Annotated in this window: 16 protein-coding genes and 1 pseudogene; 10 read left to right on the top strand and 7 right to left on the bottom strand. The window is 58.7% G+C overall.

Features of this window, described 5'->3' with window-relative positions; genetic code table 11:
• The first annotated feature begins 104 nt into the window (after nucleotides 1-104).
• Complete coding sequence (locus THS5294_RS16260) at nucleotides 105-803, top strand: response regulator (protein WP_058124559.1); 699 nt, start codon at nucleotides 105-107, stop codon at nucleotides 801-803.
• A gap of 69 nt (nucleotides 804-872) precedes the next feature.
• Here the strand turns inward: THS5294_RS16260 and aspS are convergent, their stop codons facing one another.
• Nucleotides 873-2648: an aspartate--tRNA ligase gene (aspS, locus tag THS5294_RS16255; RefSeq protein WP_058124558.1), complete on the bottom strand. Its 1776-nt coding sequence runs from the start codon at nucleotides 2646-2648 to the stop codon at nucleotides 873-875.
• A gap of 240 nt (nucleotides 2649-2888) precedes the next feature.
• Here aspS and bchE point away from each other — a divergent pair.
• The 6 genes and pseudogenes from bchE to THS5294_RS16225 all read left to right on the top strand — a co-directional run bounded on the left by bchE (nucleotide 2889) and on the right by THS5294_RS16225 (nucleotide 11421).
• Nucleotides 2889-4508, top strand: a pseudogene (gene bchE / locus THS5294_RS16250) (magnesium-protoporphyrin IX monomethyl ester anaerobic oxidative cyclase).
• The gene (bchJ, locus tag THS5294_RS16245; protein WP_058124557.1) at nucleotides 4508-5104 is read left to right on the top strand and encodes a bacteriochlorophyll 4-vinyl reductase; all 597 of its coding nucleotides are present in this window, start codon (nucleotides 4508-4510) and stop codon (nucleotides 5102-5104) included. The pseudogene bchE and the gene bchJ overlap by 1 nt, the downstream one beginning before the upstream one ends.
• Before the next feature lie 37 nt (nucleotides 5105-5141).
• A complete protein-coding gene (locus THS5294_RS16240; RefSeq protein ID WP_058124556.1) occupies nucleotides 5142-6038 on the top strand; it encodes a YihY/virulence factor BrkB family protein in 897 nt (298 codons plus the stop codon).
• Nucleotides 6039-6169: 131 nt separating this feature from the next.
• Nucleotides 6170-9493, top strand: a complete 3324-nt coding sequence (carB, locus tag THS5294_RS16235; RefSeq protein ID WP_058124555.1) for a carbamoyl-phosphate synthase large subunit — start codon at nucleotides 6170-6172, stop codon at nucleotides 9491-9493.
• A gap of 159 nt (nucleotides 9494-9652) precedes the next feature.
• Nucleotides 9653-10762, top strand: a complete 1110-nt coding sequence (locus THS5294_RS16230; protein WP_058124554.1) for a beta-ketoacyl-ACP synthase III — start codon at nucleotides 9653-9655, stop codon at nucleotides 10760-10762.
• A 77-nt stretch (nucleotides 10763-10839) separates the two neighbouring features.
• Nucleotides 10840-11421, top strand: a complete 582-nt coding sequence (locus THS5294_RS16225) for a thymidine kinase (RefSeq protein ID WP_058124553.1) — start codon at nucleotides 10840-10842, stop codon at nucleotides 11419-11421.
• Here the strand turns inward: THS5294_RS16225 and THS5294_RS16220 are convergent.
• Genes THS5294_RS16220 through THS5294_RS16205 form a run of 4 tightly spaced genes read right to left on the bottom strand, consistent with a single transcriptional unit; the run spans nucleotide 11418 to nucleotide 14038 of the window.
• Nucleotides 11418-12371 (bottom strand): 2-hydroxyacid dehydrogenase, encoded by a 954-nt coding sequence (locus THS5294_RS16220; RefSeq protein ID WP_058124552.1) that lies wholly within the window; start codon nucleotides 12369-12371, stop codon nucleotides 11418-11420. The genes THS5294_RS16225 and THS5294_RS16220 overlap by 4 nt on opposite strands.
• On the bottom strand, nucleotides 12371-12709 hold the full coding sequence (locus THS5294_RS16215) for a tRNA-binding protein (protein ID WP_038004554.1): 339 nt from the start codon (nucleotides 12707-12709) through the stop codon (nucleotides 12371-12373). Before THS5294_RS16215 ends, THS5294_RS16220 begins: the two co-directional genes overlap by 1 nt.
• A 3-nt stretch (nucleotides 12710-12712) precedes the next feature.
• Complete coding sequence (gene proC, locus THS5294_RS16210) at nucleotides 12713-13507, bottom strand: pyrroline-5-carboxylate reductase (RefSeq protein ID WP_058124551.1); 795 nt, start codon at nucleotides 13505-13507, stop codon at nucleotides 12713-12715.
• A 27-nt stretch (nucleotides 13508-13534) separates the two neighbouring features.
• Nucleotides 13535-14038, bottom strand: a complete 504-nt coding sequence (locus tag THS5294_RS16205) for a type III secretion system chaperone family protein (protein ID WP_038004549.1) — start codon at nucleotides 14036-14038, stop codon at nucleotides 13535-13537.
• A gap of 281 nt (nucleotides 14039-14319) precedes the next feature.
• Here THS5294_RS16205 and THS5294_RS16200 point away from each other — a divergent pair, with 281 nt between their 5' ends.
• Nucleotides 14320-14961, top strand: coding sequence for a DUF3047 domain-containing protein (locus THS5294_RS16200; RefSeq protein ID WP_058124550.1), 642 nt, complete (start codon nucleotides 14320-14322; stop codon nucleotides 14959-14961).
• A 25-nt stretch (nucleotides 14962-14986) separates the two neighbouring features.
• Nucleotides 14987-15499 carry a DUF2478 domain-containing protein gene (locus THS5294_RS16195; protein WP_058124549.1) on the top strand — a complete coding sequence of 171 codons (513 nt, stop codon included), beginning with the start codon at nucleotides 14987-14989 and terminating at the stop codon, nucleotides 15497-15499.
• Here the strand turns inward: THS5294_RS16195 and THS5294_RS16190 are convergent.
• Both THS5294_RS16190 and THS5294_RS16185 read right to left on the bottom strand, forming a co-directional pair.
• The gene (locus tag THS5294_RS16190; protein WP_058124548.1) at nucleotides 15456-17555 is read right to left on the bottom strand and encodes a TRAP transporter permease; all 2100 of its coding nucleotides are present in this window, start codon (nucleotides 17553-17555) and stop codon (nucleotides 15456-15458) included. The genes THS5294_RS16195 and THS5294_RS16190 overlap by 44 nt on opposite strands.
• A gap of 61 nt (nucleotides 17556-17616) precedes the next feature.
• The gene (locus THS5294_RS16185; RefSeq protein WP_038004542.1) at nucleotides 17617-18627 is read right to left on the bottom strand and encodes a TAXI family TRAP transporter solute-binding subunit; all 1011 of its coding nucleotides are present in this window, start codon (nucleotides 18625-18627) and stop codon (nucleotides 17617-17619) included.
• Between the two features lie 143 nt (nucleotides 18628-18770).
• On the opposite strand from THS5294_RS16185, the gene THS5294_RS16180 reads away from it, so the two are divergent.
• Nucleotides 18771-19877: a THUMP domain-containing class I SAM-dependent RNA methyltransferase gene (locus THS5294_RS16180; protein WP_058124547.1), complete on the top strand. Its 1107-nt coding sequence runs from the start codon at nucleotides 18771-18773 to the stop codon at nucleotides 19875-19877.
• Nucleotides 19878-19922: the final 45 nt, after the last annotated feature.

Genomic DNA, 19922 nt, shown 5'->3' with positions numbered 1-19922 from the left:
GAACAAGACCCCGCTTGCGCGCACCAGCAAGGATTTCTGGCGCTTGTTTACCGGTTGTTAGGCCTAAAGGCGTTTTCTGGGTCCAAAGGATTCGGAGAAAACCAATGGATGACCTCTCAGACCTGAAACTTAACGTGCCGCGCCCCACCCCTTTGCGGCCCCTTCTAGGTGTGACTGTCTTGATCGTCGAAGACAGCCGATTTGCCTCAGAGGCGCTGCGACTGTTGTGCCTGCGATCCGGCGCACGGATCCGGCGGGCAGATTCTTTGGCCGCAGCACGGCGGCATCTGACCACCTACCGACCGACCGTTGCCATTATTGATCTCGGGCTGCCTGATGGATCAGGGCTCGAACTGATCCGTACGTTAGATCACGCCAACCAACGCCCCCCGATTGTCTTGGCGACCTCTGGCAATCATCGCGAAGAATCGGAATTTGCGTCAATTGAGGTCGGAGCGGATGGTTTTTTGCCCAAACCGATCGAAAGCCTTGCGGTGTTTCAACAAGAAATCCTCAAGCATATCCCAGAGGAAGACCGACCAAGGGCCGCACCCGCCGCAAGTTCGGACACCGTGACGCCGGATAGCTTTGCGATGGATGAAGACCTCGCCCATGTTGCCAAGCTGATGGACGATGAGGGTGTGCCTGCAAGTTTTATCTCTGGCTTTCTCAAGGGCGTCGCGCGCACCGGACACGATGATGATCTGCTGCGCGAAGCCGAAGCCTATGAAATGTCGCCCGAAGCCCGAGAGCGGTTGCGCCGCTTGATCGCCAAACGGTTAGAACACAAGCAAGCCGTTTAGCGCGGGTCAAAACGAAAAAAGCGCCCGGCACTGAGGACGGACGCTTTTGAATAGCCTGTACAGGTGAACCTAGTCTTGCGGAATAACCCGTAGACCCAACTCCATCAGCTGATCTGGCAAAGGCTCGGACGGCGCCGACATCATCAGATCCTCGGCCCGCTGGTTCATTGGAAACAAGATAACTTCGCGAATATTCGCCTCATCCGCCAAAAGCATCACGATCCGGTCGATCCCGGCAGCACAACCGCCGTGCGGTGGGGCGCCGTATTGGAAGGCGTTAACCATCCCGCCAAACCGTTTACGCACTTCGTCCGCGCCGTAGCCCGCCAGTTCAAACGCTTTGAACATGATCTCAGGCTGGTGGTTCCGGATCGCGCCAGACACCAGTTCGTAGCCGTTACACGCTAGGTCATACTGGTAACCCAAGACGTTCAGCGGATCGTTTTCGAGCGCGGCCATCCCGCCTTGCGGCATGGAGAACGGGTTATGCGAGAAGTCGATTTTACCGGTTTCTTCGTCAGCCTCATACATCGGGAAGTCCACGATCCAGGCGAACGCAAAGCGATCTTGGTCCGTTAGACCCAATTCATCGCCGATGGTCGTGCGGGCCTTGCCTGCAACACGTTCAAATGCGCTGGCTTTGCCGCCAAGGAAGAACGCTGCATCGCCGACACCCAGACCCAGTTGCTCCCGGATGGCTTCCGTACGCTCGGGGCCGATGTTTTTCGCCAAGGGACCAGCGGCTTCCATGCCTTGGCCCTGATCGCGCCAAAAGATGTAGCCCATGCCGGGCAGACCTTCTTTTTGCGCGAAGGCATTCATACGATCGCAGAATTTGCGCGAGCCACCCGTCGGGGCGGGGATCGCGCGAATTTCGGTGCCGTCCTGCTCCAGCAATTTGGCAAAGATCGCAAAGCCGGACTCGCGGAAGTGCTCAGACACGTCCTGCATCTTGATCGGGTTGCGCAGGTCGGGCTTGTCGGTGCCGTACCAAAGGGCCGCATCGCGGTAGCTGATCTGCTCCCACACAGTGTCGACCTTGCGGCCGCCGCCAAATTCTTCGAACACGCCTTGGATGACGGGCTGGATCACATCAAACACGTCCTGCTGTTCCACAAAGGACATCTCAAGATCGAGTTGGTAGAAGTCCGTGGGCGAACGATCTGCGCGAGGGTCTTCATCGCGGAAACAGGGCGCGATCTGGAAATACTTGTCGAAGCCCGAAACCATCAGCAGCTGTTTGAACTGCTGCGGAGCCTGTGGAAGCGCATAAAACTTACCGGGGTGCAGACGCGAGGGCACGAGGAAATCGCGCGCGCCTTCAGGGCTAGAGGCGGTAATGATCGGCGTCTGGTATTCGCGGAAATTATCATCCCACATCCGCTTGCGGATGGAGGACACAACGTCCGAGCGGAGCGTCATGTTCCGCTGCATTTTTTCCCGACGCAGATCGAGAAAGCGGTATTTGAGGCGCGTTTCCTCGGGGTATTCTTGGTCACCAAAGACCATGAGAGGCAGTTCACCCGCGCCACCCAGAACTTCGACGTCACGGATATAGACCTCGACTTCACCCGTGGGCAGCTTGGGGTTGATCAGGCTCGCGTCACGCGCTTTTACGTTTCCGTCGATCCGAATGCAGAACTCGGACCGCAGCTTTTCCACCTCTGAAAATACGGGGCTGTCGGGGTCGCACAACAGCTGCGTCATGCCGTAGTGATCGCGCAGATCGATGAACAGCACGCCGCCATGGTCGCGGATACGGTGTACCCAACCAGAGAGGCGGACCGTGTCGCCTTCGTTGGCTTTGGTCAAATCAGCACAAGAATGGGTGCGGTAGGCGTGCATGTCAGGCTCCGTTGCATGTCCGGGTGCGGGGTCGGGCCGATACACCGCGCGCGCGCCCAGATGTCAAGCCGCGTCGGGGTATCTGGGCTCTCGGAAGCCTCCGGCGGGAGGTATTTAGGGAACAAAGGAGTAATTTTGGTTAACAAGCCGGCTGTTGACTGGATTGAGAATTTTGATCTGTGTCAGTTTTTCTGAGGGTTAAATGTGTCAGATTTACTTGACACCTCAAGGAGCCAGCCCATGCGCATTGTTTTGATCCACCCCAATTACCGTTCTGGTGGCGCCGAAATCGCGGGGTCGTGGCCTCCGGCGTGGGTGGCGTATTTGGCCGGGTCGCTCAAGAAGGCAGGATATACTGATATCCATTTTTTCGACGCGATGACCGACAACATGTCTGAAGGCGAGTTGCGCGTGAGGCTTGCCGAATTGCAGCCGGACGTTGTTGGCTGCACCGCCATCACCCCGTCGATCTATGTGGCCGAGCGCGTTCTGCAAATCGCAAAAGAGGTGGTGCCGCAAGCATTTGGCATCCTTGGCGGGGTGCATGCGACGTTCATGTACAAACAGGTCCTCTCGGAAGCACCTTGGATTGATTGTATTGTACGGGGTGAAGGTGAAGAGATCATCGTTGACCTGATGAATGCGCTTGAGGACGGCCGTTGGGAGACAGACCGCAAGCGCATTCATGGTATCGCCTATCGAGACCAGGAGCAGATTATCGCCACGCAGGCGGCATCAACCGTCAAGGATTTGGATGGGTTAGAGCCTGATTGGACGCTTCTGAATTGGCCGAACTATCAATACATCCCCCTTGGCGTCAGGGTGGCCATCCCGAGCATGGCGCGCGGCTGTCCGTTCACATGTTCATTCTGCTCGCAATAGAAATTTTGGAGAGATTACCGCGTGCGCGATCCACTTAAGGTCGTAGATGAAATCGAAACACTGGTGAATGAGCAGCAGGTCGGCTTTTTTATCCTCGCGGACGAAGAGCCCACGATCAACCGGCGTAAATTTATTCAATTTTGTGAGGAATTGATCAAACGCGACCTGCCGTCCCGCGTGGAGTGGGGCATCAATACTCGGGTCACGGACATCATGCGCGATAAGGAGCTGCTGCCCTTGTACCGCAAAGCCGGACTGGTCCACGTATCGCTGGGCACTGAGGCCGCAGCGCAACTAAAACTGGACCAATTCAACAAAGAAACCCGCGTTGAAGAAAATAAGGAAGCCATTCGCCTGCTGCGTGAGGCCGACATTTTCACCGAGGCACAGTTCATTGTCGGCTTAGACAACGAGACGCCCGAAACGCTTGAGGAAACGTTTCAGATGGCGTGGGACTGGCAGCCTGATCTGGCGAACTGGGCAATGTATACGCCCTGGCCCTTTACGCCGTTGTTTCAGGAAATGAAGGACAAGGTCGAGATTTTCGACTTTTCTAAGTATAATTTCGTGACCCCCATCATGGCGCCAGATGCCATGGACCGCGCGACATTATTGGACCGTGTGATGCACAATTACCGTCGGTTTTATTCACGCAAGGCGCTTTGGCACTATCCATGGCGCGGCACGGGATATCGGCGCAAATATCTACTCGGCTGCCTAAAGGCTTTCGCCAAGGCAGGGTTTGCACGCACGTTTTACGACCTTGGGAAAGCCAACTATTGGGGGCCGCAATCCAAAGAGGGCGTGAATTTCAACTTTGATCGCACCCGCACGATTGCTCCCGCGCAAATGGATGACTGGCTCAGCACGGCGGATATCGCTTCTGCCAAGCGGGCCCGCAAAAAGGCGCTCGACACCAAGGAGTTGGTTATCCCCGCTTGCGGCGGCGGCACGGAGCAAGCCAAGGAGTTGCTGTGATGCCGCACAGCGCATCGACACCCGGACGCATCGGGCCAAACGCAATATTGCAGATGCTTCCGGTGTTGGAGGCTGAGGGCGGCAAAAAGCTGACCAACGCGATGCTTGAGGCCGCAGGGATTGACGCGCTCCCCCCCGACACCGGGCTAATCCCCGAAGCCGGAGCCGCGGCCCTGCACCAAGCGATCCGGACCCATTTGCCAGAACGTGCCAAATCCATCGCGACCGAGGCGGGCATGCGCACCGCCGACTATGTGATCGCCCACCGCATTCCACCGCTGATCGTCTGGCTGTTGCCGAGATTGCCCCACCGGATAGCGGCGCGGTTATTGACGAATTCGATCCAGCATCACGCCTGGACCTTTACCGGCTCGGGGCGTTTCAATGTGATCAGCCATGCACCTATCCGCCTGCAAATCGCCGACAACCCCGTTGTGCGGGGTGAGGTCGCGGATGCTCCGCTGTGTCACTGGCATGCGGCAGTGTTCACCCGGCTGTATCAGCGCCTTGTGCGCGCGGACTATGCGGCCCACGAATTGGAATGTTGCGCCAACCACCACCCCGCTTGTCGGTTCGAAATTACCCCGACGGCATGAACACTCCGCTTGAGCGGCGCGAACGGATCGGGCAACCATGGCGGATATGTTTGATCGCGCCACACTAGATCGGCTGAAACGCGGGGCTTTGTTTGTCTGGGCCCTCAACACGCGGCTGGCAGAGCATCGTATTGCGTTGATTTCAGCGGGTGTGGCGTTTTACGGGCTGCTAGCGCTGTTTCCCGCGATCACGGCGGGCCTTGCCTTGGGTGGACTGTTGATTGAGCCGGAACAGATCTTGGCCCAAGTGGACCTGTTCACCGACATCATACCCGAAGACGCGATCGACATTGTGATGAGCCAAGCCACCGCCGTGGCTGGCGGTGATGGGCTGGGGCTAGAGGTCGCGGCATGGGTTGGGTTAGGCGTGGCTCTTTATTCCAGTTCTCGCGGGGTTGCAGGACTGATGCAGGGGTTGAACGCCGCACATGAGACAACAGAGACACGCAGCTTTGTCGCCAAGACCGCCACACGCTTGGGCCTGACGGTGGCGCTGATTCTTGGGGCGGTGCTGGGCCTGTCTGCTACATTGTTGGTACCAGCCGCGGTCGCACTTTTGGGGCCGGTGATCGGATTTGGCCCCTTGGGCGCGGTCTTGGTGTGGGGGCTGATGGTGATTGTGATCCTTGCAGGGCTGACCGGGCTTTACCGTTTTGGCCCAACGCAGCCCTTTGCAACACGTGCATCGCTGCGCGGGGCTGGCGTCGCCTGCGTGCTATGGCTGGCGGGATCTGCGGTCTTTGCGTTCTATGTGGGCAACTTTGCGTCTTATAACCAAAGCTTTGGCGCGCTTGGGGGCGTGACCGTACTGCTGACGTGGTTTTGGCTTTCGGCGTTCATTATCCTGCTGGGGGCTGAGGTGAATGCGCTGTGGAATGCGCCCAAATCATCGGACCAAACATCCCACCCCGCGCCAAGCCACGAGCAGCCCTAGCCCATCCGCCCGCATACACGCACAGGCTGTTAGCCAAATCGCGCGTTCCCCCCTTGCGTCCATTCCACCCATGCCTATAACGCAGTCAATTTGCCGCCACCGCTGCCTCAACTTCGTCCGGAGAGCCCACCATGCCCAAACGTACCGATATTTCATCCATCATGATCATCGGTGCAGGCCCCATCGTGATCGGGCAAGCATGCGAGTTCGACTACTCCGGCGCTCAGGCTTGTAAGGCGCTCCGCGAAGAGGGCTACCGTGTCATCCTCGTGAACTCGAACCCCGCGACCATCATGACCGACCCGGGCCTTGCGGACGCGACCTACATCGAGCCGATTACCCCCGAAGTTGTCGCCAAGATTATCGAGAAAGAGCGCCCCGACGCGCTGCTGCCCACGATGGGCGGCCAGACCGGGCTGAACACCTCGCTCGCGTTGGACGATATGGGTGTACTTGAAAAATTCGGCGTCGAGCTGATTGGTGCCAAGCGTGCAGCCATCGAAATGGCCGAGGATCGTAAACTCTTCCGTGAGGCGATGGACCGTCTCGGCATCGAAAACCCCAAAGCCACCATCGTCGCCGCCCCCAAGAAGGATAACGGCAAGTACGATATCGCCGCTGGCGTGGCCGAGGCCCTCGACGCGCTGGAGCACATTGGCCTGCCTGCTATCATTCGCCCTGCCTTTACGCTCGGTGGTACAGGCGGCGGTGTTGCTTATAACCGCGCCGACTACGAAGCCATCTGCCGGAGCGGGCTTGAAGCATCCCCCATGGCACAAATCCTTGTGGATCAGAGCCTGTTGGGCTGGAAAGAATATGAGATGGAAGTTGTGCGGGACACCGCCGACAACGCCATCATCGTTTGTTCCATCGAAAACGTGGACCCCATGGGCGTCCACACCGGCGACAGCATCACAGTGGCCCCGGCCCTGACGCTGACCGACAAAGAATACCAACTGATGCGCACGCATTCGATCAACGTGTTGCGCGAAATCGGTGTTGAGACAGGCGGTTCCAACGTTCAGTGGGCAGTAAACCCCGCCGACGGCCGCATGGTCGTGATCGAAATGAACCCACGCGTGTCGCGTTCTTCGGCGCTGGCCTCCAAGGCGACGGGTTTCCCTATCGCCAAGATCGCCGCGAAGCTGGCCGTGGGCTACACTTTGGATGAGCTGGACAACGACATTACCAAGGTCACGCCCGCCTCATTCGAGCCGACCATTGACTATGTCGTCACGAAAATCCCCAAGTTCGCGTTCGAAAAATTCCCCGGCTCTGAGCCGCTGCTAACCACGGCGATGAAATCCGTGGGTGAGACAATGGCCATCGGCCGCACGATCCACGAGTCGATGCAAAAGGCATTGGCCTCGATGGAATCGGGCCTCACTGGCTTTGACGAAATCGACATCGGCACGGACGTAGCTGGGATCAAGCGTGAGTTGTCCCGCCAAACACCCGACCGCATTCGCGTGATCGCCCAAGCCATGCGCGAAGGTCTGTCGAACGATGAAATCCAAGCGGTCACCGCGTTTGACCCATGGTTCCTCGACCGCATCCGTGAGATTGTCGATGCTGAGGCGGAGGTCCGCAAAAACGGCCTGCCCGTGACCGAAGCCCCTCTGCGCGCGCTCAAAATGATGGGCTTTACCGATGCCCGTCTCGCCAAGCTAACCGGCCGGACCGAAGATAACGTCCGCCGCGCGCGTCTTAACCTTGGTGTGACCGCGCAGTTCAAACGGATTGATACCTGTGCCGCTGAGTTTGAAGCTCAAACGCCCTACATGTACTCCACCTATGAGACACCTGTTATGGGTGAGCCAGAGTGTGAGGCCCGCCCGAGCGACGCCAAAAAGGTTGTCATCCTAGGCGGTGGACCCAACCGTATCGGCCAAGGGATCGAGTTCGATTATTGCTGCTGTCACGCCTGTTTCGCGCTAAGCGATCAGGGCTACGAGACGATCATGATCAACTGCAACCCCGAGACGGTCTCGACCGATTACGACACCTCGGATCGCCTGTATTTTGAGCCGCTGACGTTTGAGCACGTGATGGAAATCCTGCGGGTTGAGCAAGACAACGGCACGCTACACGGTGTGATCGTACAGTTCGGCGGTCAAACCCCGCTAAAACTGGCGAATGCGCTGAATGAAGCGGGCATTCCCATTCTGGGCACCACGCCTGATGCCATTGACCTTGCAGAAGACCGTGAGCGTTTCCAAGAACTTGTGAACCGTCTGGGCCTCAAACAACCGCGCAACGCGATTGCATCCAGCGACGATGAAGCCCGTATCCGCGCCGAAGAGCTTGGCTATCCACTGGTGATCCGCCCCTCCTACGTGCTGGGTGGCCGCGCGATGGAAATCGTCCGCGACACAGCCCAGCTAGAGCGGTACATCGCCGAAGCAGTGGTTGTGTCCGGTGACAGCCCCGTCCTGCTGGACAGCTATCTGTCCGGCGCGATTGAAGTGGATGTGGATGCTCTGTCTGACGGTGAAAACGTTCACGTAGCAGGCATCATGCAGCACATCGAAGAAGCTGGCGTTCACTCCGGTGACAGCGCGTGTTCGCTGCCCCCGCATTCGCTGTCCGCTAACATCCTCGATGAAATTCGTCGCCAGACCGTTGATCTCGCGCTGGCACTTCGTGTTGTTGGCCTGATGAACATCCAGTTCGCGGTCAAAGGCACCGATATCTACCTGATTGAGGTTAACCCGCGGGCATCCCGCACGGTGCCTTTCGTGGCCAAAGCCGTGGACAGCGCGATTGCCTCAATCGCCGCGCGCCTGATGGCAGGTGAGCCGCTCTCGAACTTCCCGCTGCGCGCGCCCTACGCGGATGACGCGGCGACCGGCGAACACTTGCCCCTGCCCGATCCGATGACATTGGCTGACCCCAACACACCGTGGTTCTCGGTCAAGGAAGCCGTGCTTCCCTTTGCCCGCTTCCCCGGTGTCGATACAATCTTGGGGCCAGAAATGCGCTCAACAGGCGAAGTTATGGGCTGGGATCGCTCCTTCCCGCGCGCGTTCCTGAAGGCACAGATGGGCGCAGGCGTTGAGCTGCCCAAAACAGGCACCGTGTTCATGTCGATCAAACCCGAAGACAAGACTGAGCAACTGGTCGAAACCGCTCGCGTCCTTGCGGAGAAGGATTTCACGATCCTTGCGACGGACGGAACGGCCAAGTTCCTCGCGGACCACGGCATTGTGTCGACCCGTGTGAACAAGGCCTATGAGGGCGGGCGCACCATCGTCGACGTCATGAAAGATGGCGAAGTCGACTTGGTCATGAACACGACCGAAGGCGCGCAAGCCGTTGAAGACTCACGCTCTATGCGCAACGTCGCCTTGATGGACAAAATCCCCTACTACACCACGCTCGCTGGCAGCCACGCCGCTGCTCTCGCGATCAAAGCGCGGGACGAAGGGGACGTTGGGGTCCGCTCGCTGCAGTAGAGGCGCCGCGTCTTTTAATACTTTTGGGCATCCCTCGACGTGCGGGGTGCCCCAGAAAACCGCCAAGCGCCTAGCGTCAACATCGCTCTTCCGTAGCGTCTTTGTTGACCTGCCCCTCCCTTTCCTCGCAGTTGATCAGGACACAAGCGGAGGGGGCAAATGCGGACAGTTTCCATCACCGGACACGGGGTTTTCACACCCTCGCAGATCATTACCAATGATGAATTGGTGGTGGCCTTTAACGCGTTCGCCGATGCCCAGAATGAAGAACACGCAGAAGAAATCGCGGCTGGCACCGTAAAGGCAATCGCACACTCCAGCGCCGATTTCATCACATCCGCTTCGGGGATCAATCAACGATATGTCGTTGATAAAGAGGGCGTTCTCGACCCTACCCGCATGTTTCCAAAGCTCGCCCCACGGCCAGACGACGCACCCGGTCAAATGGCCGAAATGGGGATAGATGCGGCACGCACGGCGCTCAAAATGGCCGGGACTGACGCCGCAGACGTAGACCTTGTGATCTGCGCGGCATCGAACCACGAACGCGCCTATCCAGCCGTCGCGATCGAGATCCAGCAACTGCTGGGCGCCGGGGGCTTTGCATTTGACATGAACGTCGCCTGCTCATCGGCCACGTTTGGGCTGCAAGCTGCGGCAGATATGATTAAATCAGGCAGTGTTTCCAAAGCCTTGGTCATCTGTCCTGAAATCTGCTCCGCACACCTCGAATGGCGAGACCGTGACTGCCACTTCATCTTTGGCGATGTCGCAACTGCGCTCTTGCTTGAGGCCGACGCAACCTCTGGCTTTCGGATCGACAGCACCCGTTGCGCGACTGAATTCTCGAACAACATTCGCAACAACAACGGGTTTCTCCGTCGCACACGCGATCAAATGGAGGATCGGCGGGACATGCAATTTATGCAAAACGGCCGCAAGGTCTTCAAGGAAGTGCTGCCCATGGTCTCGGCGCACATCAAAGCGCATATGGCAGATGAAGGCGTGCAAGCCGCTGATCTCAAGCGGCTTTGGCTGCATCAGGCGAACAAAGCAATGAACGACTTCATCGGCAAAAAGGTTCTTGGCCGCACGCCTGAACCGTTTGAGCAGCCAAATATCCTGCAGGATTATGCCAACACATCATCAGCAGGCTCGATCATCGCGTTTTCAAAACACTCAAGCGATATGGCACCGGGTGATCGCGGGCTGATCTGTTCCTTTGGCGCGGGCTATTCCGTGGGATCAGTCGTGTTAACCAAGCACTAAAATGGCTTTGCGTTAATGAGGGTGAAGCGGGGGTAAAAGCCCCTTGAACCTTGCCCCTCGGCCACGGATAAACCCATATGGCCAAGCTATATTTCAACTATTCCACCATGAATGCCGGCAAATCGACTTTGCTGTTGCAGGCATCATACAACTACATTGAACGCGGTATGCAGACCTATCTGCTGACCGCGAATTTTGATGATCGTGCTGGGGATGTTGGCGTCATCGGCTCCCGTATTGGGATCGAAGCGAAGGCCGATATCTACGATCAAACGACTGACATATTTGAGATAATTCAAGACAGGCTCGCACAAGGGCCCTGCGCGTGTGTGTTGGTAGATGAAGCCCAATGGCTGACGCGCGAACAGGTCTGGCAAATTGCGCGCGCAGTGGATGATCTAGGCATCCCGGTGATGTGTTACGGACTGCGCGTCGACTTTCGTGGTGAGCTGTTTCCCGGCTCGGCAGCGCTTCTCGCTCTTGCGGATGAAATGCGCGAGGTCCGCACGATTTGTCACTGCGGGCGCAAGGCCACGATGGTGATCCGCACCGATGCTGATGGTCGCGCCCTAACTGAAGGCGCGCAAATTGAGGTCGGCGGCAATGATCGTTACGTGTCTCTCTGCCGACGACATTTTCGCGAAGCTACAAACAGTTAGACTGCATTCGGCACCGGTCTTTCGGCTGTGAACGCCATCACGTTGGCCAATGCCATGCGCCCCATGTCCTCACGTACTTCCAACGCTGCGGTGCCCAGGTGCGGCAGCAAAACAACGTTTTCCATCGCTTTGAGGGCGGCGGGAACCTTTGGTTCAAATTCGTAAACGTCCAACCCTGCACCAGCGATCTGTTTGGCCTGAAGTGCGGCCACAAGGGCTGCTTCGTCCACCACATCCCCGCGTGCGATATTCACAAAAATCGCATGTGATTGCATCGCGGCAAACACCGCCTCATTCATTAGATGATGCGTCTCCGCCCCGCCTGGCACGGCCATAACAACAACATCAACCTGCGCACATACGTCCTCAACACTCGGAAGTTGCTGCGCGCCTTCAACCGCTTTTTCCGAACGATTATAATAGACTACGTCCATGCCAAAACCCGCACGACAGCGATGCGCGATGGCCTGTCCGATCCGGCCCATTCCAATCACCCCGAGCCGCTTACCGCTAAGGTGAAACCCCAACATCTGAGTGGGGTGCCAGCCGTCCCAACCATCGGCGCGCAGCATCCTCTCGCCTTCACCAGCGCGTCGAGCGGTCATCAACATAAGGGTTAACGCGATATCCGCCGTAGCATCAGTCACGGCCCCCGGCGTGTTCGTCACCTCTATCCCATGCGCACGTGCAGCGGCGACGTCGATATGATTGTAGCCCACGCCAAAATTCGCCAACAATTTGCACCGGATGGCACTGGCCGCCTCAAAAACTTCGGCAGAAAACAGGTCACCTAGGGTCGGCAAGATGATGTCGTAGTCCGCCAAAGCGGCCACACATTCGTCTCGCGACATCGGTTGTGTCGTCGTCCGGGTGGTCACGTCAAAACGCGCGTCACCCTCAATTTCAGCCATATTCGTTTCGGGCAAACGCCGTGAAATCAGCAGCTTCATCAATACATCCTTCCGCCAATTGGCACGTCCTTATCGGGGGTTAGCAAAACCACCTCTCCGTCCTCATCCGGCACCCCAAGCACAAGTACTTCGGACATGAATTTTCCGATCTGACGGGGTGGGAAGTTAACGACCGCCAGCACCTTTTGGCCCGGCAGATCCTCCGGCGCGTAGTGTTTGGTAATCTGGGCAGAGCTTTTTTTCTCACCAATATCAGGTCCGAAATCGACCCAAACCTTAATCGCCGGCTTGCGAGCCTCCGGGTAGGGTTCCGCGCGCACGATCTGCCCCACGCGAATATCAACCTTCAGAAAGTCATCAAAGCTGAGGTCGGTCATGCCCTACCCCTTTAACTCTTTGGAACGAGAGGTCGCGGCGGCAACGGTACGCGCGATCAGCTCCGGCAATTCAGGCATCAAAACCTCTAGCCCGGCCTGTGTCGTCCCGTTGGGCGAGGTCACATTGATGCGCAATTGTGCGGGGCCTTCATCCGATGCGATGGCCAACGCTCCCGCTCCGGCCACGGTATGCGTCGCGAGTTTAAGGGCCAGTTCAGGGTCCAATCCCTGCGCCACGCCCGCCGCTGCCATAGCTTCGATCAGGTGAAACACATACGCGGGGCCCGATCCGGACAGCCCGGTCACGGCGTCAATTTGATCCTCAGCGTCAAGGCGCACAACCTCGCCAACGGCGCGCAAAATACCCTCAGCCAGATCCAGATCATCCGCAGTTGTGGCGGCATTTCCGACCATCGCACTAATGCCCTGACCGATGGCGGCAGGGGTGTTGGGCATGGCGCGCACAATGGCGGCGCCTGGGAAATGCTGCTCAAATGCGGCGATAGATGTACCCGCTGCGATCGACAAAAGCAGGGTGTTTTCAAGAGATTGAAGTTGCGGCAGCGCCTGCCCCATCATCTGCGGCTTTACCGCGATTATGGCAATCGCAGGGGATGGCGGCAACGGACCGTTCAGGGCCACGCCTTGGGACTGTAGCCAGTCCGAAGGGGCCGGATCAATCACATGCACCGCGGAAGGGGACAGGCCGTCCGCCAGCCAACCGGCCAGCATTGCTGAGCCCATTTTACCACAGCCCAACAGCACAAGGCCGCGCGCGTTTACGTTTGTGAAATCCATCTTAAGCCCCCCTCTTGGGGTGGCAACTTAGGCGCGGCCATAGGCCTCCGCAATGGCGACTTGCATCGCGTCTTCTGGCTTGCGATCCGCCCAGCAGACCAGCTGAAACGCGGGGTAAAACCGCTCAGACCCGGTGACGGCAGCCTCGATCATGCGGTTGATCTGATCAGGCGACGCAAACGCGCCCCCAGCCAGCGTCAGGCCGTAGCGGTACACCATCAATTTATGCGGCTCCCAATACGAAAATTGGCCCGTCCAGCACATGTCGTTGCACAGGTTCAAACACTCGTACAGCCCGGGCAGCGAGGCCTCTGGCGGCTCCATCTCAAACGTGCAGATCAGACGCAGCGTTTCATCGTACTCGGACCATGCCAGCGTGATCGAGTATGTGCGCCACTGACCCTCAATCGACATCGATATCTGATCGTCAGTGGTGCGGTCAAATTCCCACTCGTGGTGCGCAGCAAGCGTCTCAACCACGTCGATAGGGTGAAGCTCATCGGTCTCGTAAAATTGCTCGGACGCGCTCATGGGCTGCACCTCTTTTACCTTGGCCCCTTGCTCAAGGTCACTACAAGGGACGGGGTCGAAATCTAAGGAAAGGGCGGCTTTGCCCCCTCTATACAAAATATGGTGCCCGCCGAGGGGTGAGTCTGTAAAGACTTAATTTGGTGTGTCTTGGGGTTGTCCACAACTATATGCGGTGTGTTGGACAAAATGCATGTCTAAGCGGCAAACGATCCACAAGCTGATCAAAACTACCCACAGCCTTGTGATTTCCCTTATGCCGCGCACCTTGCTCAACTGCCCACATGAGACACTCCATCATCGCCACCCTCGTGGCCTGCACCCTCACCCTGCCTGCGGCAGCGACACAAATCCCCTTTGACGGCTCTTGGCGTGAGCAAGGCTTTCTCCGCCTTTTCTCAAATGACTACGCCCAGAAGGGCAGCGCATTGGACATTGTGTCGGATGGAACGGTCTCGCTTTTGTGGCGCGCTGTGCCTGAGGGTTTGCGCGGTGCACAGGCCGCAAGCTGGGCGTGGACGGTACAACAAAGCGTGCCGCCCACAGACTTGGCTCAAAAGGGCGGCGATGATCGCAATATCGCGCTCTATTTCGTCTATACCACCGCCGAAAACGCCGAGAATGTTAACCCAAACCGCGCGGCTCGATTGCTGCGGGATAAAAACACAACCGCCCTTGTGTACGTCTGGGGCGGCGACAAAACCCGTGGGACCGTCATGCAAAGCCCTTATCACCCCGGCCTTCGCACCCTCGTGCGCCGGGGTGCGGGCACGGGCCAGCACACCGAAACCGTGGATCTGGCCTCTGACTACCGCGCGGCGTTTGGCACCGGGCCAGGTGTGTTGATCGGTGTGGGGGTTACGGCGGACGCGGACGACACCGATACATTTATTCGCGCCCAACTCAGCAATCTGACGTTGAACTAGCGCCACTAAGGTGCACACTGCGCCAATGACACTTGCTTATACGATGATGCCCGGAAAGGGCGATATGGACCTGCTGCTGGCCCAACTGGCCCAGCGGCTCAGCGCGCGCGGCGTCACCTGCGCAGGCGTTGTGCAACGTAACGTAGACTGCGGCCCCGAGCGTAAATGTGACATGGACCTTACGGTGCTGCATTCCGGCGAAGTACTGCGGATATCGCAATCCCTCGGGGTCGGCGCACGCGGCTGCCGTTTGGACCCTGCCGCGTTGGAACAAGCGGTGGCCGCAACGTCCCAAGCGCTCGACAGCGCGGACCTATTGCTCGTGAACAAGTTCGGCAAGCATGAGGCGCAGGGCCGCGGATTTCGCCCCCTGATCGGAGAGGCTATGGCCGCCGACCTGCCCGTTTTGTGTGGTCTCAACGGGGCCAATCTGCCCGCATTTCAGGAGTTTACCGGGGGCCTCGCAGTTGAAGTCGCCCCCGATCTTGATGCGCTTATGGCGTGGGCTGAGGCACAGATTTCGCAACCCGCAGGTTGATGATCAAGCTCACGATAACGACCGCCGCGCCAACCAACTGAACGCGGATATCAGAGGGCCAGAGGCAGGCCACGCCTGCCACAACCACCACCGCGCGCCACACCACGCCCAAGGGTGCCTCCATGCAGCCCTGAAGTGCTGCGGCAAGTGCATAGATGCCCAAGACAGCAAATGCGAACACCGTCAGCATCGCCCCCCAATCCCCCGACAAAAGCGGCGTGTAGGCGAACAGGACGGGTACGATATACAACCCCTTCGCCAGCTTCCACGAAGCCACGCCGGTGGCCATCGCAGGTGCGCGCGCAATCGCGGCCGCAGTAAAGGCCGCCAGCGCCACAGGCGGCGTCACGTTACTGTCTTGGGACAACCAAAAGATGATCATATGCGCCGACAAAATCGCGGTCACGGCCACATCCTGCGGGACAACCAAGTCGCGCAAAGGGGCCGCCAGCTCTAGTGGCAAGCCGCCAACCAACGCGCTTGCAGCCGCAGGGTCCATCGGTCCCGCCAATGCCATCATCGCCTCGGGCACGCCGATCATCAGGATCGCCTTTGCCGGGTCTGCCAACGTTCCCGCGACCAAGGCATCAATCACAAATCGGTCCGAAATCATCCCCGCCAGCGCGGGCGCCGATAGCGTGGCGAGCACGATGTAGGCCGCCGTCACCGGCAACCCCATGCCCAAAACCAAAGATGCGAGCGCGATCAAGAAAATCGCGATTAGGATGTTCCCACCCGACCAGCTTGCGATCATCAGACTAAAGGTATTGCCCACGCCCGCCGTGGTGATCACGTTCACAACCAAGCCAACCGCGCACAACAAAACCGCCGTTAGAACCATGTTCTTTGTGCCGAGAACCAATGCCTCCCACACGGCTTTGGGGCCCATTGGGTTTTGCGTCAGCCAGCTGGACGCGATCACGGCCACAATGCCGAAAACCGCAGCATAGGTGGGCGTAAAGCCCGCGACCAGCATGCCTATCAGCAGGGTGATCGGGATGACAAAACTCGCGCCGCCTTTGCGAAAGGCCGAGCCAAGTGTTTGGCCATCCGATGGCATTGGGGCGAGGTTCATGCGCTTGGCCTCAATCCGGACGAAAAACGCCACAGAGAGGAAATACAAAAGCGCCGGAAGCGCCGCGACAGCGACAATCGTCTCGTATGAAATTTGCGTGAAGCTGGCCATCACAAACGCCCCAGCCCCCATAATCGGCGGCATCAACTGCCCACCTGTAGAGGACGCGGCCTCGACCCCGCCAGCGAACTTGGGCTTAAACCCAGCCTTCTTCATCAGCGGGATAGTGATCACCCCGGTGGACGCCGTATTCGCAACTGCAGAGCCCGAAATCGTACCCGTCAGCCCAGACGCGATCACCGCGACAATCCCTGGGCCACCGACCAGCTTGCCCGCAACCGCGCGCGCAAGGTCGATTACGAACTCACCCGCGCCAGACCGCAGCAAGAACGCGCCAAAGATGATGAACAAGAAAACATAGGTCGAGGATATCCGCGCAATCGTGCCGAACATCGCATCATCCCCATAGATTGAGCGGAACGCGACTGTTTCCCAGCTGAGCCCCGGAAACGAAAAGACCCCCCCAATAAGTGAGCCCCACCAGCCGACATAGGTCAGCGCGAGCACGATCAGCGTGGGGATGATCATCCCTGTCAGGCGACGCGTCAGTTCAACCGCGCCCGCGACGCAGATGCCAATCGCGATCCAATCCAACGTGATGAGCTTAACCCCACGGTCATAAATCGCGTTCTCCGCGAGGGATAAATAAATGGCAGAGGCTGCGATCAGGACGCCGAACAGGATATCCAGCGCACGAACGACTGGGTTGGACGCCAGCGGGTACAACAGACAGGCCAAGAACCCAAAGCCCGCATAGTGAAAGGCGTTGCGTTGCAACTCCGAGATAAAGGGATCAAGCGCCACATACAGGTGAACCAATGCGATGCCTGCGCATAGAACCCCCAAAAGCACGCCTGCAAAGCCGGTATATTCCCGTGTCAAACCGCCCTCTTCGCGGTCCACTGGTGTTGCGTCAGCCATCGTATCCCCTCCCCGGAATAGAAAAAGGGCCAGCGGTTCGTTTCGCTGGCCCCAAGGTCGCTTATTGCGCGATCAGGCGCGCTGGGATTTCGATCCCGACTTCTTCGTAGTAGCGCTGCGCACCGGGGTGCAGCGGCACTGGCAGACCGGCGATGGCGGATTCAATTGCCATCGCTTTGGTCGCAGGGTGGATCGCCTGCAAGAAGGGCAGGTTTTCGTACATGGTCTTGGTGATCATGTAGACGTGCTCTTCGGGCAGATCGGCATGCGTGGCCAAGAAGTTAGGCTGCGCCATGGTCTGGATGTCCTCGGTCTGACCGGGGTAGGTGCCAGCCGCGATGGTGTAGGGCGTCCAAAGGTTACGACCGCCGTCTGCGGCGGCCAATTCCTCGGGTGTCACGTTCAGGAATTTCACGCTGTCACCTGCGGATGCCATAAGCTGGCTGACGGCGCCAGTGGGCACGCCTGCGGGTGTCGAAATACCTTTGACCTGACCGTTTTGCAGCGCCTCAGCCGAAGGGCCGTAGCCTGCGTACACCAGATCGAACGCTTCGTTGATGTCGATGCCCAAGCCGGCCATCAGAGCGGCGTTGGAACCGATGGTGCCGGAGTTTTGACGCCCCAGAGCCATGGACGCGCCCGACAGTTTCGTCACATCCGACAGCGTACCGCTCTCAGCCGCATCAGCGGCGATGATGAATTGCTCAACGTTCTGCCACAGCATCGAAACCGAGCGCAGATGTTCTTGGGGACCGACTTCTGCCAGCGGGCCGGTGCCCGTTGCCGCGTAGTAGCCAAACAGACCCTGCAAAATGCCGAACTGTGCTTCGCCTTCGCGGATCAGACGGACGTTTTCGCCCGAACCTGCCGACGAAATCGCGGACATGCCGATTTTTTGCTTTGGCTGCAGCTTGACCTTCACCAGCGTGGAAAGGGCCACGCCGACGGGATAGTAGGTGCCACCGGTGGAGGCAGTCGACAGCACATAGTTGGCTTCTTCGGCTTTTGCTGTTCCCATGGCACCGACGGCCAAAACAGCCGCCGCGAAGGCCGCTTTCGTAAACATCTTCATCAGATCTCTCCCATTTTTTGCCCCACCCTCGTCGTGGGGGTCCCGAAAAGATAAACGTTCCGACAGAAATTCCCACAACATACCGACATGGGCCTATATTTTTTCGGCTCGCTGCGGCGGGCATTTGGCGCTAGGGACGCGGGATGGGCAATTTTGAAATCTTTGCGACGACCACACCGGGGCTAGAACACACTTTGTGCGCCGAAGTGGCCGAATTGGGCTTTACCGGGGCGCAGATCGTTCCGGGCGGCGTCACGTTTGAGGGCAGCTGGCCCGATGTATGGCGGGCTAACCTGTGGCTGCGCAGCGCGGGCCGGGTTTTGGCGCGAGTGGGCAGCTTTCGGGCATTCCACCTTGCGCAGTTGGACAAACGTGCACGCAAATTCGATTGGGCGGCATTTTTGCGCACCGATGTGCCTGTGCGCGTCGAAGTGACCTGCCGCAAATCCAAGATCTATCACGATAATGCCGCACGACAGCGGGTCGAGCGCGCCTTGACCGAAAGCGCGGGCGTCACCCTCTCGGCTGAGGCTGAGGTCGTGCTCAAGGTCCGCATCTTTGACGACCTATGCACTATCAGCATCGATACCTCCGGTGAAAGCCTGCACAAACGCGGCCACAAGGCCGGCGTGGGCAAGGCCCCCATGCGCGAAAACATGGCGGCGGCGTTTTTGTGGCAATGTGGGTTCACGGGCAGTGAGGCCGTGGTGGACCCTATGTGCGGCTCCGGCACCTTTGTGATTGAAGCCGCCGAGATTGCGGCAGGTATCGCACCGGGGCGCAGTCGTACTTTTGCCTTTGAACAGCTTGCCACCTTTGACGCCGCAACGTGGGCCGCGATGCGCGCAAAGGCCCAAGACCATAAAGCCGACCCCGACACGCTATTCTGCGGCTCCGACCGGGATGCAGGCGCTATCAAGATGGCCACAGACAATGCCGCGCGCGCAGGCGTCGGCGTGACGTTCACGCGTGCCGCTGTCAGCGACCTGACCCCGCCCGACACGCCCCCCGGCCTTGTGATCGTCAACCCGCCCTATGGTGCGCGCATCGGTGAACGCAAACTGCTGTTCTCGCTCTATGGGGCGCTTGGCAAAACTCTGTTGGAACGGTTTAGCGGCTGGCGGGTTGGCATCATCACCTCTGACGGTGGCTTGGCAAAGGCAACTGGTCTGCCGCTCTTACCGACCGAGGGGCCGATCGCGCACGGCGGCCTCAAGGTGCAACTGTACCGCACAGATCCCCTGCCCTGACGCTTTCGCCGCACGCGGCGGGCCTTGGCAAATAGAGGGTTTTGT

It is taken from the genome of Thalassobacter stenotrophicus (assembly GCF_001458315.1).
GTDB classification, from domain to species: domain Bacteria; phylum Pseudomonadota; class Alphaproteobacteria; order Rhodobacterales; family Rhodobacteraceae; genus Thalassobacter; species Thalassobacter stenotrophicus.
Note: the sequence above shows the minus strand (reverse complement) of the source record. Positions and strands in the feature narration are given on the sequence as shown.